Here is a 16,082-nt window from a genome sequence, read left to right on the forward strand (position 1 = left end):
AACGAGGGGGGAAAGGACATGTCCAAGCTGGTCGAGCTGGCGTCCACCATCCGGAGCAAGAACGCCGGGGTGGACCACATCACCTTCGACATCCTGTTCTCGGACCCGGCCGCCTACGAGCAGGTGAAGGCGAGCCACGTGCTCACCCCCGAGCGGGTGGCGGGCCTCTACCACGTGGCTCCCGAGCGGGTGGTCCGCTTCGTCACCTTCGACCCCGCCCGCGCCATCAAGTTCACGATCCGGCGCGACCAGCCCAGCGGAAGCCCGGGCGAGGGCGACGTGATGGGGAGTCAGCAGTACGCCCCGCTGCTGGACCTGGAGGTGTCGGGCTAGCCCCGGGGCGCGGGCGGGCCCCACAGGACCGCTTCGGCCCGCTTCAGGTACGAGAAGCCGGGCAGGTAGGCTAGGCGGACGCCTTCGTCGATCCATGCCACCGTACACCGCAGGAAGTTCTCGGCGACCACCCTGCCGTCCGCGGTGAGTTGGGCCCGGCGGTCGTGGGGGCGCAGGTTGACGATCTCCAGGGTGTGACCGGGGGGCAGCACCAGGGGCGTGTCCACGTAGCGGGTGTGGACCGAGTGGTGCAGGTTGAGCCCCACCACCTGGAACGCCCTCAGGGCCGGGTGGAGCATGGGGCCGCCCGCGGCCCGGGCGTAGGCGGTGGAGCCCAGAGGGGTGGCCACCACCAGCCCGTCGCCCACCACCGGCGCCATCTCCAGCTCCGCCACCCGCACGGAGAGGGTCAGGGTGCGGGGGCTCCCCCGCTCCACCACCAGGTCGTTGAGACAGTCGAAGGGCTGTGGGGGCAAGGGGGCTCCCGTCTCGTCCGCGGGCTCGGTGAGCACCCGCAGCAGCGGCGCCTCCATCTCGATCCAGTCGCCCCGGCGGACATGGTCCACCGCGGCGTCGAGCTGGTCCAGCGAGACGGCCGAGAGGAAGCCCAGGTGGCCCGCGTTGACCGCGAAGAAGGGCGCGCCCCACACCCGGAAGCGGCGGACCGCGTCCAGGAGCGTTCCGTCGCCGCCCACCGTCACCACCAGGTCCGGCGCCTGGGCCAGGTCCGTGGCCACCTCGGGGGTCTTCACCTCCAGCCCGGCCGCTTCCAGGGCGGCGACCAGGCGCAGGCGCGCCTCCTCCCGGGCGCCCCGGCTCCACCCGCCGAAGAGGGCCACCCGCTGCGGCCGCCCCGCAGCCCGAACGCTCCCCTGGGGCCCGTTCCCCCGCTCCCCACGCTCCACCTGGAACGCCCCCTTCGTCGGTGCTCGTCCGTGTTCCCGCCCGGTGAAGTCCTCGTCAGTGAAGCTGCTGGTAGATCCGTTCGGCCACGACCCGGGGAAGCCCTGGAACCGCGTACAGGTCCTCGAGACCCGCCTCGCGCAGGCGTTTCAGCGAGCCGAAGTGGCGCAGCAGCTCTCTCTTCCGCCGGGGCCCCACCCCTTCGATCTCGTCCAGGGCCGACCGGCTGGTGCGCGCGTCCCTGAGCTGGCGGTGGTAGGTGATCGCGAACCGGTGCGCCTCGTCGCGCACCCGCTGGAGCACGTGGAGCGCCGGGCTGCGGTGGTCGAGCTCCAGCGGGTCCGGGTCATCCTCCATGTAGATCTGCTCGAAGCGCTTGGCCAGGCCAATGATGGGCAGCTCCTCCAGGCCCAGGTCCCGCAACGCCGCCCGGGCTGCGTTGAGCTGGCCCCGCCCCCCGTCGATCACCACCAGGTCGGGCAGCACGGCGAAGCGGGCCTGGTCCATCAGCTCGGCCCGCCGCGCCTGCCGGGCGGCCTCGTCGCGCGGGCCGCCCTCGGCCACCAGGCTCTCCACCTCCTCCCGCTCCCGGAAGTAGCGGGTGAAGCGGCGCCGGATGGTTTCGGCCATCATCCGAAAGTCGTCGGGCGTCTCCTGGCTCTGGATCTTGAAGCGCCGGTACTGGGAGGGGTCCGGCTCGCCTTCGGTCAGCACCACCATCGAGGCGACGGCCTGCTTCCCCTGGAAGTTGGAGATATCGTAGCACTCGATCCGGCGCGGCGGCTGCTCGAGACCGAGGCGTTCGGCCAGGTCCGCCAGGGCCCGCTGGTTCCGGCCCTGCCGGCGTTCGGTGCTGGCCTCATACTCGGCCAGGGCAAGGCGGGCGTTTTCCGCAACCATCTCCACCAGCTGCCGCTTCTCACCCCGCTGGGGGCGGTGCAGCCGCACCCGGCCGCCCCTTCGCTGCTCGAGCCAGGCGGTGACGATGCCGGCGTCCTCAGGCTCCAGCGGCACCAGCACCTGGGGCGGCACCAGGTCCGCCCGGGCGTAGTACTCCTGCAGGAAGGCGCCCAGCACCTCCCGCTCCTCGGTGCCGGGGGTGATCTCCACGAAGAAGGGCTCGCGCCCCACCAGCTTGCCGCCCCGGATGAAGAAGACCTGGGCGCAGGCGCTCTCCCGGCCCAGGGCGAGGCCCACCACGTCCTGATCCGAGTCGTCTTTGGCGGAGACGATCTTCTGCCGTTCGATCACCGCCTGGAGGGCCCGGATCTGGTCGCGCACCCGGGCGGCCTTCTCGAAGTGGAGCTGCTCGGCAGCCGCCTCCATCCGGCGGGTGAGCTCGGGCACCAGGGCCTCCTGCCGGCCCTCCAGGAAGAGGACCACCTGCTCCACCACCCGCCGGTACTCCTCCTGGCTTTGGAGCGCGGCGCACGGGGCCCCGCAGCGGTCGATGTGGTACATGAGGCAGGGCCGGTAGTTGAGCTCGCCCGACAGGTCCAGGGTGCAGGTGCGCACGGGCAGGAGCTTGCGCACGAACTGGAGCGTCTCCCGCACCGCGTGCACGTTGGTGTAGGGGCCGAAGTAGCGCCCGCCGTCGTCCCGCTTGCGCCGTACCAGGATCACCCGGGGGAAGCGCTCCTCCAGGGTGACCTTGATGTAGGGGTACGCCTTGTCGTCCCGCAGCCGGACGTTGTACCAGGGCCGGTAGCGCTTGATCAGGTTGGACTCGAGGATGAGCGCCTCGACCTCGGTATCGGTGACGATGTACTCCAGGTCGGCGATGTTGGCGACCATGGCCGCCACCTTGGCCCCGCCCAGCCCCCGCCCGTTGCGGGAGGGCTGGAAGTAGGAGCGGACGCGGTGGCGCAGGGAGACCGCCTTGCCGACGTAGATGACCTCTCCGGCGGCGTTCTTCATCAGGTAGACGCCCGGCTGGTCGGGAAGCAGGGAGAGCTTCTCCTCCAGCCGGGGCCGCTCGTCGCGCCCGCCCGGCGCCGGCTCTTCGATCTCGATGCTCATGGACCTATGGTACCACGGCGCCCGAGCCTTCGGCCACCCGGTCGGCGGGGCCGTCCGCGGCTTGCCGCCCGCGCGCGCGGCCGTTCCTGGAGGATCGGGCCGTGGGAAGGGTCCCCGCCCGCTCCAGGATGGGACGGAGGAACTGGCCCGTGTACGAGCGGGCGTTGAGGGCCACCTCCTCGGGGGTACCGGTGGCGATCACCTGGCCGCCCGCCTCGCCGCCCTCGGGGCCCAGGTCGATGAGGTAGTCCGCGGTCTTGATCACGTCCAGGTTGTGCTCGATGACGACCACCGTGTTTCCCTGGTCCACCAGCCGGGCGAGCACGTCCAGGAGGTTGCGGATGTCGTGGGTGTGGAGGCCGGTGGTGGGCTCGTCCAGGATGTACAGGGTGCGTCCCCGGCTGCGGCGGGCCAGCTCGGTGGCCAGCTTCACGCGCTGCGCCTCGCCGCCCGAGAGCTGGGTGGCCGGCTGGCCCAGCTCGATGTAGCCCAGGCCCACGTCGTTCAGGGTGCGGAGCTTGGGCTCGATGCCGGGGATGATGCCGAAGAAGTCCAGCGCCTCCTCCACCGTCATCCCCAGGACGTCGGAGATGGTCTTCCCCTTGTAGGTGACCTCCAGGGTCTCCCGGTTGTAGCGCCGCCCCTTGCAGACCTCGCACGGCACGTAGACGTCGGGCAGGAAGTGCATCTCGATCTTGATGATGCCGTCGCCCTGGCAGGCCTCGCAGCGCCCGCCCTTCACGTTGAAGCTGAAGCGGCCGGGCAGGTAGCCCCGGGCCCGGGCCTCAGGGGTGCGGGAGAAGAGCTCGCGGATCCCCGTGAAGGCGCCCGTGTAGGTGGCCGGGTTGGACCGGGGCGTGCGGCCGATGGGCGACTGGTCGATCTGGATCGCCTTCTCCAGGTACTCGGCGCCCTCGATGGCGTCGTGCCGGCCCGCCCGGACGTTGGCGCCGTTCAGGTCCCGGGCGAGCTGCTGGTAGAGGATCTCGTTCACAAGGGTGCTCTTGCCCGAGCCGGAGACGCCCGTCACGCAGATGAAGAGCCCCAGGGGGAAGGCCACGTCGACACCCTTCAGGTTGTGCTCCCGGGCGCCCCGCACCCAGAGGGTGGGCCGCTCGCCCTTCCCGGCGCCATCCCTCGCCGGCCCACCGCGCCGGATGCGGGGCACGGGGATCTCCAGCCGGCCCGACAGGTACTGGCCGGTGATCGACCGGGGGTTGGCCGCGACCTCCCCGGGCGTTCCGGCCGCGACCACTTCGCCCCCGTGCTTGCCGGCACCGGGGCCGATGTCGACCACGTGGTCCGCCTCGCGGATGGTCTCCTCGTCGTGCTCCACCACGATCACCGTGTTGCCCAGGTCGCGCAGGCCCTTCAACGTTCCCAGGAGCTTGCGGTTGTCCCGCTGGTGGAGGCCGATGCTGGGTTCGTCCAGGATGTAGAGGACGCCCACCAGCTGCGATCCGATCTGGGTGGCCAGGCGGATCCGCTGGGCCTCGCCGCCCGAGAGGGTGCCCGTGGTCCGGTCCAGGGTGAGGTAGTCGAGCCCCACGTTCACCAGGAAGCCCAGGCGGGCCCGGATCTCCTTCAGCACCTGGCGGGCGATGAGCTCCTCCCGCTCGCTCAGCCGCAGCCCCTCGAAGAAGCGAAGCGCCTCGCGCACCGAGAGGGAGGTAACCTCCACCAGGTTCCGGCCGCCGACCCGCACGGCCAGGCTTTCCCGCCGGAGGCGGCCGCCCTGGCACTCGGGGCAGAGACGGCTGGACATGTACTGCTCGATCTCGCTCCGGCCCCAGTCGGAGCTGGCCTCCCGGTGCTTCCGGTCCAGCCAGGGCACCACGCCCTCGTAGGGCGTCTCGTAGACCCGGCTCCGCCCCGACTGGTTCCGGTACGTGAAGCTGACGGGCTCCCCGTGGGTGCCCCGGAGAAGGACGTCGATCTGCTCGGGGGTGGCCTGGCTCAGGGGCGCGTCGGGGTCCAGGCCGATCTTCGCGCAGACAGCCCGCAGGACGCCCCACAGCCAGCGGCTGTGGCTGTTGGCCCAGGGAAGGATCCCCCCACTGTTCACCGAGCGCCGGCGGTCCAGGAGGAGCTCGGGGTCCACCTCCATCCGCACGCCCAGCCCGTCGCAGCTGGGGCAGGCGCCATAGGGGCTGTTGAAGGAGAACATGCGGGGCGCGAGCTCCCCGAAGCTGAAGCCGCACTGGGGACAGGCGTACTTCTCGCTGAAAAGCAGCTCCTCGGCGGCCCCCTCGCCGCCCTGCACCTCCACCACCACGATGCCCTCGCCACGGCCCAGGGCCGTCTGGACCGAGTCGGCCACGCGGGAGGCGATCCCCTCCCGGACGGCGATCCGGTCCACCACCACCTCGAGGGTGTGTTTCTTCTGCTTCTCCAGGTCGATGGGCTCGTCGAGGCTCTTCACCTCTCCGTCCACCCGGACCCGCACGAAGCCCTCCTTGCGCACGTCCTCCAGGAGCTTCCGGTACTCGCCCTTCCGGCCCCGCACCAGCGGCGCCAGGATCTGCATCCGGGTCCCCTCGGGGTACTGGAGGAGCCGGTCGACGATCTGCTCCACCGTCTGCTGGGCGATGGGGATGCCGCAGTTCGGGCAGTGGGGCTGCCCGATGCGGGCGTAGAGCAGTCGCAGGTAGTCGTAGATCTCGGTGACGGTGCCCACCGTGGAGCGGGGGTTGTGGCTGGTGGTCTTCTGGTCGATCGAAATGGCCGGTGAGAGCCCCTCGATGAAGTCCACGTCCGGCTTGTCCATCTGGCCCAGGAACTGGCGGGCGTAGGCCGAGAGCGACTCCACGTACCGGCGCTGCCCCTCCGCGTAGATGGTGTCGAAGGCGAGGGAGGACTTCCCCGAGCCTGACGGCCCGGTGAGCACCACCAGCCGGTTCCTGGGGATCTCCAGGTCGATGGACTTCAGGTTGTGCTGGCGGGCGCCGCGAATGACGATCTTCTCCTGGCTCACTCGGTCCATCCTCCTCGCTCGCACTCGCCCTGGCGGACTGGCGTCCCGAACGCACGGCCGGGAGACCTCCTACAACCCTCTGGCCCCCGGCCTCGCCGGGCGCTCGCTCCACCCGGCCACCGCCCGCCCCCGACCCCGGCTGCCGGGCGTCCTGACGAAGGTGGGGCAGGTGCGGGCGGTCCCCCCGGTGGCTGGCCGGGGAGGGGGGCGGGGCGCCCCTCAGGAACCTCGAGGCCGGGCCGGAGCCTGGAGGGCGAGAGGCCCGGCCGTAGCGAGCGAGGCGAGGGCATGGAGGCCCGAGCCGAGCGTTTCCTGAGGGGCGCCCCGCCCCCCTCCCCGGTCCGGCTAGCTGAATGCCGCCGCCCGCATCTGCCCGAGCCCCGTGAGGACGTCCCGGAGCTCCTTCACCTCGTCCCGCAGCTCCGCGGCCCGCTCGAACTCCAGCTGTTTCGCCGCGTCGTACATCTGTTCCTCCAGCTCCTGGATCTGGCGGGCCAGCTCCTCGGGGCGCATGGCCTGGGCCCGCCGTCGCACCCGTTCGGCCTTCTCCGCCTCCTGCGCGGCCTCCTGGGCCCGGGCGTCCTGGACGATGTCGCGGATCTTCTTCCGGATGGTCTCCGGCGCGATCCCGTGCTCCCGGTTGTACTCGAGCTGCAGCTCCCGGCGCCGGCGGGTCTCGTCGAGGGCGGCCCGCATCGAGTCGGTCACCTGGTCGGCGTAGAGGATCACGCGGCCGTTGACGTTCCGGGCGGCCCGCCCGATAGTCTGGATGAGCGACGTCTCCGAGCGGAGGAAGCCTTCCTTGTCGGCATCCAGGATGGCCACCAGCGAGACCTCGGGCAGGTCGAGGCCCTCCCGCAGGAGGTTGATGCCCACCAGCACGTCGAACTTGCCCAGCCGCAGGTCCCGCAGGATCTCGATCCGCTCCAGGGCGGCGATCTCCGAGTGGAGGTAGCGGACCCGGATGGACATCTCCTGGAGGTAGTCGGTGAGGTCCTCGGACATCTTCTTGGTGAGGGTCGTCACCAGCACCCGCTCGCCCCGCTCGGTCACCCCGCGGATCTCATGGATCAGGTCGTCGATCTGGCCCTTCACGGGGCGGACCACCACCTCCGGGTCCACCAGACCCGTGGGCCGGATGATCTGCTCCACGGTCCGGCTCGACATCCGCCGCTCGTAGGGGCCCGGGGTGGCCGAGACGAAGATCACCTGGTTGTAGTGACGCTCGAACTCCTCGAAGCGGAGCGGTCGGTTGTCCAGGGCCGAGGGTAGCCGGAAGCCGTACTCCACCAGGGTCTGCTTGCGGGACATGTCGCCGTGGTACATGCCGCCCACCTGGGGGACGGTCTGGTGCGACTCGTCGATGAACATGAGGAAGTCGCCGGGAAAGTAGTCCAGGAGGCAGGCGGGCGGCTCACCCGGCCGGCGGCCCGCCAGGTGCCGGGAGTAGTTCTCGATGCCGTTGCAGTACCCGACCTCCCGGAGCATCTCCAGGTCGTAGCGGGTCCGCTGCTCGAGCCGCTCGGCCTCCAGCAGCTTCCCCTCCCCGCGCAGGTAAGCCAGACGCTCCTCCAGCTCCTGCTCGATGGCCACCACGGCCTTCTTCATCTTTTCCTCGGGCGTCACGTAGTGGCTGGCCGGGTAGATCACCAGGGTCTCCCTCTCGCCCAGGATCTCGCCGGTGACCGGGTCCACCTCCAGGATCCGGTCCACCTCGTCCCCGAAGAATTCGATGCGCAGCACGTTCTCGTGGTAGGCGGGGATGATCTCGATCACGTCGCCCCGCACCCGGAAGGTGCCCCGCTTGAAGCCGATGTCGTTCCGCTCGTACTGGATCCCCACCAGCTTGCGGAGGATCAGGTCGCGGTCGCGGAAGTCGCCGTGGCGCAGGGAGAGGGTCATCCCCACGTAGTCCTCGGGGGAGCCCAGGCCGTAGATGCACGAGACGCTCGCGACGATGACCACGTCCCGCCGCTCGAAGAGGGCGCTGGTGGCCGCGTGGCGGAGGCGGTCGATCTCGTCGTTGATCGAGGCGTCCTTTTCGATGTAGGTGTCGCTCTGGGGCACGTACGCCTCGGGCTGGTAGTAGTCGTAGTAGCTCACGAAGTAGTGGACGGCGTTGTCGGGGAAGAAGCTCCGGAACTCGGAGGTGAGCTGGGCCGCGAGCGTCTTGTTGTGGGCCAGCACCAGGGTGGGCCGCTGGACAGCCTCGATCACCTTGGCCATGGTGTAGGTCTTGCCGGACCCGGTGACGCCCAGGAGCGTCTGGAACCGCTCGCCAGCCGTCAGACCCTCCACGAGCTGGGCGATGGCCTTGGGCTGGTCGCCCGCGGGCTCGAAGTCGGAGACCACGCGAAAGGGCTTGGTCTCCCCCGTCACCGAGCGGGCGGGGACCTCCGGGACCCCTCCCACCTCTTCCGGCAACCTCTTCGCCTCCGCCGAACGCATGCCCCGCACCTCCCGCGCGTCGAGGGGCCGGTCGCTCCCACCCGCCCCCGACGTCCAACATTATACCACGCCCGGGGCAGGCGACACCGCCCGCGGCGCGCCCGGTTCCGGGGCGTCGAAGGCTCCCATGCCTCGAGGATGACCGGGACCTCCTGACACCGTCCTGTCAGGAACGCGCGATCGGATGTTACGCGGCCTTCTTGCCGGCGCCTTCGACGAGGCCCACGAGGACCTGGAGAGCCTCTTGAAGCTGGGGGTCGTCCGCGTGGAGCTCGGACTCGGCCAGCCATTGGTTGATCTTCGCCTGGGTCTCCTCGTCGACGGGCGAGGCAACGTCGGGCTCGATGCCCTTCTCGTGGATGAAGCGCCCACCCGCCGTCTGGTACCGGGCGGTGGTGAGCGAGAGGGCGGCGCCGCCCGAGAGGGGGATCACCGTCTGTACCAGGCCCTTGCCGAAGGTGGTGGTGCCCACCAGGGTGGCAACGCCCCGATCCTGGAGCGCCCCCGAGAGGATCTCGCTCGCGCTGGCGCTGAAGCCGTTCACCAGCACCACCATGGGCATGGGCGGGTAGGTGCCGGCGGCCTGGGCCGAGTAGGTCTGGCGCCGGTGGCTGCGGTCCACCACGTGCACGATGGGCCCGCCCGGGAGGAACATGTTGGCCACGTCGATGGCCACGTTCAGCAGCCCACCGGGGTTGTTGCGCAGGTCCAGCACGAGCCCGTCGACCCCCGCGGCCTCCAGGCGGTCCAGGGCCCGGCGCATCTCCTCGGGCGTGCGCTCGCTGAAGGAGCTGAGCTGTAGGTAGCCCACCCGGTGGCCGCCCACGACCGGGGCGTCGGTGCGGTCCAGCAGGATGGCCTTGGTGACGCTCGGCACCTCGATCGCCTCCCGGGTGATGCGGAAGGTGAGCCGGGTGGGCGCCGTCCCCTCCCCACCGCCGCGCTCGATCTCCAGGACCACCGTGGAACCCGGCGCGCCCCGCATGAGGCTGACGGCCTCGTCCTGGGACATGAGCTCGGTGGACTGGCCGTCGACGCCGACGATCCGGTCGCCCGCGTGGAGGCCGGCCTTCTGGGCCGGGGTGCCGGGCATGGGGGCGATCACCGTCAGGCGGTCGTCCTTCATGCCCACGTAGATGCCAAGGCCGCCGTACGAGCGGCCGATGTCGATCTGGGTCTGCTCGTACGCGCGCGGGTCCATGTAGCGAGAGTAGGGGTCCTCGAGGGCCTTGGCCAGCATGCCGTTGATGGTGCCTGTTTCGGTGAACCCGGCGATGAGGTCGAAGGTGCTCACGGGCTCGACGTACTGCGTCCGGACCAGGGCGATCACCTCGACCAGGTTGCGGAGCGAGTCCCCGCCGTCCTGGGCCCGCACCTGGCGCTCGACGAACCACCCCGCCCCTGACGCCAGGACCAATCCCACCAGCAGGACGACGAGACCCCGCCGCCCCCGAAAGAACCCCTGCACGCCATCGCCTCCCGCCGCACCGGCTCGGCGCCATTATAGCGCTTCGGCGCGGGCACCTTCAACCGGCATCTCCCGCCCGCAGCACCGTGACGCTGCCGGCGGCTCCGGAGAGCCCGGCGGTGCTACCGGGAGCCCAGCAGCTCGTGCACCGGGTACCTGAAGCCAGGAAGGGCAGGGTGTCCGTCCAGGACGTCGTCACGGGCGAAGGTGGTCAGCAACCCGCCGGGGCGGACCACGTGCACCGCCTGGCGCCGGGGGTCCACCAGCCAGACGCCTGCGCCCCCGCTTCAAGATACTCCCGGGCCCGGCCGAGCAGGGCGCACAGGGTGTCGCTCGGCGAGAAGACCTCCACGGCTAGGTCGGGGGCGCCGCGCCAGAACGTGTCGGGCACTCCATCCGGGGGGATGCGCTCCTTCCGGATGAAGGCCAGGTCGGGACCGCGCAGGAGCAGAGGCCGCTCCTGCAGAACGAACCCGGGGTCGCCGGTCAGGAGCACCCCCGAATCCTGCTCCCGAACGAAGCGCGCCAGCGCCACCGTCAGGTCCGTCAGCACGCTTCCATGGTACGCGCCCGGCGGCTCACGGACCCGGCGGAGCCGGGGAGGGCGGAGCCGGGTCCGTGCAGAGCGAGCGGAGCCTGGAGGGCGAAGCGAGCGCCCGCCGGGCAGGGGCCTGCGCTCCAGCGCGCCCGCGAAAAGAGGCCCCGCAGGGGCTGGGGACCTGCGGGGCACGCCTCGGGGGATCGGGTTAGGTGTCCGCAGCGATCCTGCCGCTGCGGCTGACCGGGCTGCCTTCCGGCAGCCCCCAGAGCGACCGGCTGACACACTAGGTCCGTCCGTGCGGTCGCTCGTGGCAGATGGACTCCTTCGGGCCACCCCCCCCCCCTGCTGAGGATCCAGGCCACGTTCTGACTCCAAGGTTACAGGTACCCTGGCCTTCCTGCCATGGAAGCGTCTGGCATCATGGGATCCAACCGCAGGCAAATGGGGGGACGTTCCTGGAACCCGTTCCGCACCCGCAGGGAACCGTCCTCTGGGAGGGAGCTTCGCAGCGCAAGGAGAAGAGAGCGACGACGTTCAAGGGATGTCAACCCCGATCTCAGGTCGTGGGGAGGGCTTGACTACCGCTCGCGCAGGCGCGGACGGGAGGTGAGGCGGTGAGTTATCCGGAAAGCGATCCTCTCCGGCTCCGGCCGCTCCAGGGCCGCAAGTGGCTCCTGGGGTGGGCGCGCGCCGGATCGGGCAGGCGGCGCAAGACGGCCGATCGGCCCGGGGGCCGGTCCACCCGCGAGTGGCTGCTCGGCGCGTTCCTGATCCTCTCCGTCCTTGCGGCCTTGGGCTACGGGTTCTTCTCCTGGTCGCGCATGGCCCAGCAGCTCGACGTGCAGGGGCGGACCCGGGCCCAGCTCCTCATGTCCGAATTCCAGCGCGCATACCGCGAACAGGCCAAGACGCCCCAGGATACTCTACGCGGCATCCGCAACCAGCTCCTGGCGGACCGCATGGCCTTGGGCGACGTGCTCTACGCACAGATCGTGGAGAACCAGAAGCTCATGGGCGAGCGTGTGCGGGTGGAGGGCCTGGTCATCGGCCTGGTGCGCCCCATGCCCGGGGCGCAGCAGGTGCGGGAGGTGCGGGACCGCTCGGGGCTCCACTACCTGGACGTGGTCCAGGGCTTCCCCGGCGAACCGGGCACCTACCTGCGGATCGGCTACTCCCTGGCGGCCTCGGACCAGGCCCTGGCGGAGCAGCGCCAGCTCCTCACCCTGCTGGGTGCGGCCTTCATCCTGCTGAGCGCCGGCCTGGCCCTGCTCCTCCACCGCCGCCTCATCGGCCCCCTCACCCTCCTGGCCGGCCAGGTGCGCCGGTTCGGGCAGGGCCAGATCCCCGAGCTGCCCGAAGGGCGCCCCCTGCCCGGCGAGGTGGGCCTGCTGGCCCGCGAGTTCCGGGTGATGTCCCGCACCATCCGGGCCCGCAACGAGGAGCTCCAGCGGGTGAACCGGGAGCTGGCCCAGGCGAGCCAGGTGAAGTCCGAGTTCCTGGCCATGAGCGGCCACGAGCTGAAGACGCCGCTCCACTCGATCCTGGGGCACACCCAGCTCCTCCTGGAGGGGGTGGACGGGCCCATTACCCCGGACCAGGGCCGCGACCTCACCGAGATCCGCCGATCGGGCCAGCACCTGCTGGAGCTCATCGAGAACATCCTCCACTTCTCCAAGAACGGCACGTCGGAGCAGATGGAACCCGTGCGCCTGGAGCTGGGGCCCCTGGTGGCCCGCTGCGCCGAGACCATGAACCCCGACGTGCGCCGCAAGCAGCTGAACCTCCACCTGGACCTGGCCCCCGAGGTCCACGTGGTGGCCGACGAGACCAAGCTCCGGCAGGTGGTTCTCAACCTGCTCAGCAACGCCGTGAAGTTCACGCCCGAGGGCGGCGACATCTGGGTACGGGTGCGGCCTCTGGAGGACCGGGTGCGGGTGGAAGTGGACGACTCGGGCCCCGGCGTCCGGCCTGAGGAGATGTCCCGGATCTTCGAGCCTTTCCAGCAGGGCACCGCCGCCCGGCGGGAGGCGACGGCCGGCCTGGGGCTGGGCCTCGCCGTGGCCCGCCGCTACGTGGAGATGCACCAGGGCGAGATGGGCGTGGAACGCCTTCCCTCGGGGAGCCGCTTCCACTTCACCCTGCCCACCCAATCCTTCCGGAGGTGAAAGCCATGGAAGCACGCCTGCTCATCGTAGAAGACGACGCCGCCTCCCGGAGCCTGCTGCAGCGATACCTCACCGCCAAGGGACACACGGTGGAGGTGGCTCCTGACGGGCGCCAAGCCCTGGAGAGGTACGTCGCGTTCGAGCCCGACCTGGTCCTGCTGGACTGCATGCTGCCCGAGCGGGACGGCTGGGAGGTGCTCCAGGAGCTGAGGCGCCTGGGCCAGACGCCGGTCATCATGGTGACCGTGCGCGACAGCACGTCGGACAAGGTCAAGGGCCTCAGCCTCGGCGCCGACGACTACGTCACCAAGCCCTTCGACCTCCAGGAGATCGCGGCCCGCATCGAGGCCGTGCTGCGGCGGACGGGGGCCAGCGGCGAGCACGTCTACCGCTGCGGCGACATCGTGGTGGACGACGAGCGGAAGCTGGTCGAGGTGGCGGGGCGGAAGGTGGAGCTTTCGCCCAAGGAGTACGAGCTGCTCACCCTGCTCATCTCCCGCCCTGGGAGGGTCTTCTCCAGCGAGGAGATCCTCAACCGCATCTGGCCGGGCAAGCCGTACACGTCGGGCGAGGACGCCAAGAAGTACATCCACTTCCTGCGGAACAAGCTGGAGGAGGACCCGGAGCACCCCACCCGCATCCTCACCATCCGGGGCTTCGGGTACAAGCTGGCGGAGGCCGCCGCGCAGGAAGAGGCGCCCGCCTGACCGGAACGCCATCCCGGGTGCTTGCCGCGGAGAGCCGCCGGCCTGGGGACGGCGGGGTGCGGCCGGGCGTTCCCCGGTCACAAGGCCGGGATGAGCGCGGCCACCATCCCCACCAGGAAGATGCCGTCGCGCACGCCGGCTCCCCCGATGCTCACCACCTGGGCCCCGAGGGTGCGGATCCGGCCCAGGTTGAGCAGGTCCGCGCCCACCAGCGTCCCGAGGACCCCCGAGACGTACGCCACGGGTGCAGCGTTCTGGCCGCCGAGCATGATCCCCAGCACCGCCGCTGCGAGGGGCGGCAGCAGGAGGGGCATGGCGATCCCCCGCCCGTAGATGGGCCGCGCCAGGGCCTTGGCCAGCACGGTCATCACCGCGGCGCCGGCCAAGGAGGGCCCCAGGGGCGCCCGCTGCAGCAGGTAGAGGGCCAGGAGCACGGGGATCACCGCGCCCCCCAGGTTCACCGCGAGCACCCGCTCGCTCACCACCGGCGGCTCGCTGTAGAAGAGGAGGAAGCCCAGCCTCCGCGCGCGGCCCGGTTGCACCACCCGCTCCCGCCAGATGGGGATGTTGACGGCGCTCCCCAGCACCACCGCCACCAAGAGCCAGAACGCAGCCTCGGGCGAGAGGCCGAGCGCGGCAAACGACGTGGCGATCAGGTTGAAGTAGATGAGCATCAGCCAGAGGGGAGCCAGGAGAAGGAGGAGAAACCAGAAAGGGAAGAAGAACATGCTCACCGTCCCCAGATCAGGGTGCACTGCCTTTCCATTCTGGCGTACCCGACGGCCGGGTGCAAGACCGGGGGACGGACTGTGGGGCCGGAGACGAGTCGCGGCGGGGCCAGAGCCGGAGCGAGCGCTTCTTGACGCTCCGGTAACCTGCCCGTCGCGGAACGCTCACGACCCCGCGCGACGATGGTGGACAGGTCCGCCCCCAACGGCGGAATCTCTGTGCAGGAGGGAGACCATGTTCAAGCCGTTCCATCGCACGTCCCGCCTGCTCCTGGCTCTGGCACTGGTGCTGGTGCTGGTCCAGGGTGCGGCCTCGGCAGCGCAGGTCACGTTCCTTCACTTCAACGACGCGTACGACCTGCCGCCGGTGGACAAGGAGCTGGGTGGCTTCGACCGTATCGCCACCCTCATCGCCGACTACCGGGACCAGTACCCGGGGGCCCTCCTCGTCTTCCCGGGTGACCTCATCTCTCCGTCCATCTCCTCGTCGGTCTTCAAGGGCAGCCAGATGATCTCGGGCATGAACGCCCTCCAGACCGATTTCGCCACCTTCGGCAACCACGAGTGGGACTTTGGTGACGACGTGCTGCAGCAGCGCATCGGGGAGAGCGACTTCACCTGGCTCTCCACCAACGTCCTGTGGCGCATGGGCCTCTATCCGGGCACCCGGCCCACCGCCCTGGTGACGGTGAACGGGGTAAAGGTGGGCCTTCTGGGCCTGGCCACCCCAGAGACCTGGGACCTCTCCAGCCCCGACGCCGACGTCCGCTTCGTGGACCCGGTGGTGGCCGCCCGGGTGGCGGTCTCCAGGCTGGTCTCCCAGGGGGCCCAGGTGATCGTGGCCCTCACCCACCAGACGGTGGCCGATGACCAGGCGCTCCTCAAGTCGGTCCCCGGCATCGACCTGGTCCTGGGCGGGCACGAGCACGACGTGATCCTGGACCGGGTGGGCGACCGCCTGATCAGCAAGGCCGGTTCCGACGCCCGCTACCTGGGGGTCACCACCCTCACCGTGGAGGACGGCCGGGTGACCGCAGCCACCAGCGACTTCCTGCCCGTGGCGCGGGCGATCGAGCCCGATCCCGCCGTGGCCAAGCTGGTTGAGGATTACCAGGCCAAGCTGGACACGGCCCTGGGCGAAACCGTCGGTGAGACGCGGGTGGCCCTGGATGCCCGGAACTCCGAGGTACGGCAGAAGGAGGCCGTCCTGGGCAACCTGGTGGCCGACGCGCTGCGCCGTTTCACCGGGGCCGACGTGGGCCTCACCAACGGCGGCGGCATCCGCACCAACGCCGTCTTCGAGCCCGGCCCCATCACCCGTAAGGACGTGGTGGCCTGGCTGCCCTTCGGCAACCGGGTGGTCACCGTGCAGCTCACGGGCGCCCAGCTGAAGGCGGCGCTGGAGAACGGCGTGAGCCAGGTGGACCAAGTGGCCGGCCGCTTCCCGCAGGTCTCGGGCCTCAGCTTCGCCTTCGACCCCAGCCGCCCCGCCGGCAGTCGGGTCCTCTCGGTGGAGGTGGGCGGCAAGCCGCTGGATCCCAATGCGACGTACGTGGTGGCCACCAACGACTTCATGTTGGGCGGCGGCGACGGCTACGAGGCGCTCACCCACGGCAAGGTGCTGGTGGACGCGAGCGCCGGCCGCCTGATGGCCGACGTGGTCGCCGACTACATCCAGACCCACAGCCCCATCGCCCTGAAGCCCGAGGGGCGGATCACGATCCGGTAGGAAACAGGGCACACCCCCGCACGGACCCCGGCCCGCGGGCCGGGGTCCGTGCGGGCGCGAGGCTCTT

11 protein-coding genes are annotated in these 16,082 nt (G+C 70.6%); 4 read left to right on the forward strand and 7 right to left on the reverse strand.

Features of this window, described 5'->3' with window-relative positions; translation table 11 throughout:
- Nucleotides 1-18: 18 nt before the first annotated feature.
- The gene (locus tag LIP_RS13735; protein WP_068139571.1) at nt 19-333 is read left to right on the forward strand and encodes a DUF4387 domain-containing protein; all 315 of its coding nucleotides are present in this window, start codon (nt 19-21) and stop codon (nt 331-333) included.
- Here the strand turns inward: LIP_RS13735 and LIP_RS13740 are convergent.
- The 6 genes from LIP_RS13740 to LIP_RS19025 form a co-directional block, all read right to left on the reverse strand.
- On the reverse strand, nt 330-1,238 hold the full coding sequence (locus tag LIP_RS13740; protein ID WP_068139574.1) for an NAD(+)/NADH kinase: 909 nt from the start codon (nt 1,236-1,238) through the stop codon (nt 330-332). The genes LIP_RS13735 and LIP_RS13740 overlap by 4 nt on opposite strands.
- 55 nt (nt 1,239-1,293) lie before the next feature.
- Nucleotides 1,294-3,255 carry an excinuclease ABC subunit UvrC gene (gene uvrC / locus LIP_RS13745; RefSeq protein ID WP_068139577.1) on the reverse strand — a complete coding sequence of 654 codons (1,962 nt, stop codon included), beginning with the start codon at nt 3,253-3,255 and terminating at the stop codon, nt 1,294-1,296.
- A gap of 4 nt (nt 3,256-3,259) precedes the next feature.
- Entirely contained in the window at nt 3,260-6,229 is a 2,970-nt protein-coding gene (uvrA, locus tag LIP_RS13750) for an excinuclease ABC subunit UvrA (protein ID WP_082726354.1), read from the reverse strand.
- Between the two features lie 345 nt (nt 6,230-6,574).
- The gene (gene uvrB, locus LIP_RS13755) at nt 6,575-8,677 is read right to left on the reverse strand and encodes an excinuclease ABC subunit UvrB (protein ID WP_082726355.1); all 2,103 of its coding nucleotides are present in this window, start codon (nt 8,675-8,677) and stop codon (nt 6,575-6,577) included.
- Nucleotides 8,678-8,864: 187 nt separating this feature from the next.
- On the reverse strand, nt 8,865-10,145 hold the full coding sequence (locus tag LIP_RS13760) for a S41 family peptidase (protein WP_068139581.1): 1,281 nt from the start codon (nt 10,143-10,145) through the stop codon (nt 8,865-8,867).
- Nucleotides 10,146-10,356: 211 nt separating this feature from the next.
- Complete coding sequence (locus LIP_RS19025) at nt 10,357-11,019, reverse strand: Uma2 family endonuclease (RefSeq protein ID WP_331456619.1); 663 nt, start codon at nt 11,017-11,019, stop codon at nt 10,357-10,359.
- A 281-nt stretch (nt 11,020-11,300) separates the two neighbouring features.
- On the opposite strand from LIP_RS19025, the gene LIP_RS13770 reads away from it, so the two are divergent.
- Nucleotides 11,301-12,851, forward strand: a complete 1,551-nt coding sequence (locus LIP_RS13770; protein ID WP_068139586.1) for a sensor histidine kinase — start codon at nt 11,301-11,303, stop codon at nt 12,849-12,851.
- 5 nt (nt 12,852-12,856) lie between these two features.
- A complete protein-coding gene (locus tag LIP_RS13775; protein WP_068139589.1) occupies nt 12,857-13,558 on the forward strand; it encodes a response regulator transcription factor in 702 nt (233 codons plus the stop codon).
- A gap of 77 nt (nt 13,559-13,635) precedes the next feature.
- On the opposite strand, the gene LIP_RS13780 is transcribed toward LIP_RS13775, so the two are convergent.
- Nucleotides 13,636-14,313: a DUF1614 domain-containing protein gene (locus LIP_RS13780; RefSeq protein ID WP_198409558.1), complete on the reverse strand. Its 678-nt coding sequence runs from the start codon at nt 14,311-14,313 to the stop codon at nt 13,636-13,638.
- A gap of 208 nt (nt 14,314-14,521) precedes the next feature.
- Between LIP_RS13780 and LIP_RS13785 the strand changes: the two genes are divergently transcribed.
- Nucleotides 14,522-16,015, forward strand: a complete 1,494-nt coding sequence (locus tag LIP_RS13785) for a bifunctional metallophosphatase/5'-nucleotidase (protein ID WP_068139595.1) — start codon at nt 14,522-14,524, stop codon at nt 16,013-16,015.
- Nucleotides 16,016-16,082 lie beyond the last annotated feature (67 nt).

The sequence above is a fragment of the Limnochorda pilosa genome, assembly GCF_001544015.1.
GTDB classification, from domain to species: Bacteria; Bacillota; Limnochordia; order Limnochordales; family Limnochordaceae; genus Limnochorda; species Limnochorda pilosa.

Coding starts and splice junctions, on each gene's coding strand:
- LIP_RS13775 (WP_068139589.1), top strand. CDS start 12,857: ATGGAAGCACGCCTGCTCATCGTAGAAGACGACGCCGCCTCCCGGAGC.
- LIP_RS13735 (WP_068139571.1), top strand. CDS start 19: ATGTCCAAGCTGGTCGAGCTGGCGTCCACCATCCGGAGCAAGAACGCC.
- LIP_RS13785 (WP_068139595.1), top strand. CDS start 14,522: ATGTTCAAGCCGTTCCATCGCACGTCCCGCCTGCTCCTGGCTCTGGCA.
- uvrB (WP_082726355.1), bottom strand. CDS start 8,677: ATGCGTTCGGCGGAGGCGAAGAGGTTGCCGGAAGAGGTGGGAGGGGTC.
- uvrC (WP_068139577.1), bottom strand. CDS start 3,255: ATGAGCATCGAGATCGAAGAGCCGGCGCCGGGCGGGCGCGACGAGCGG.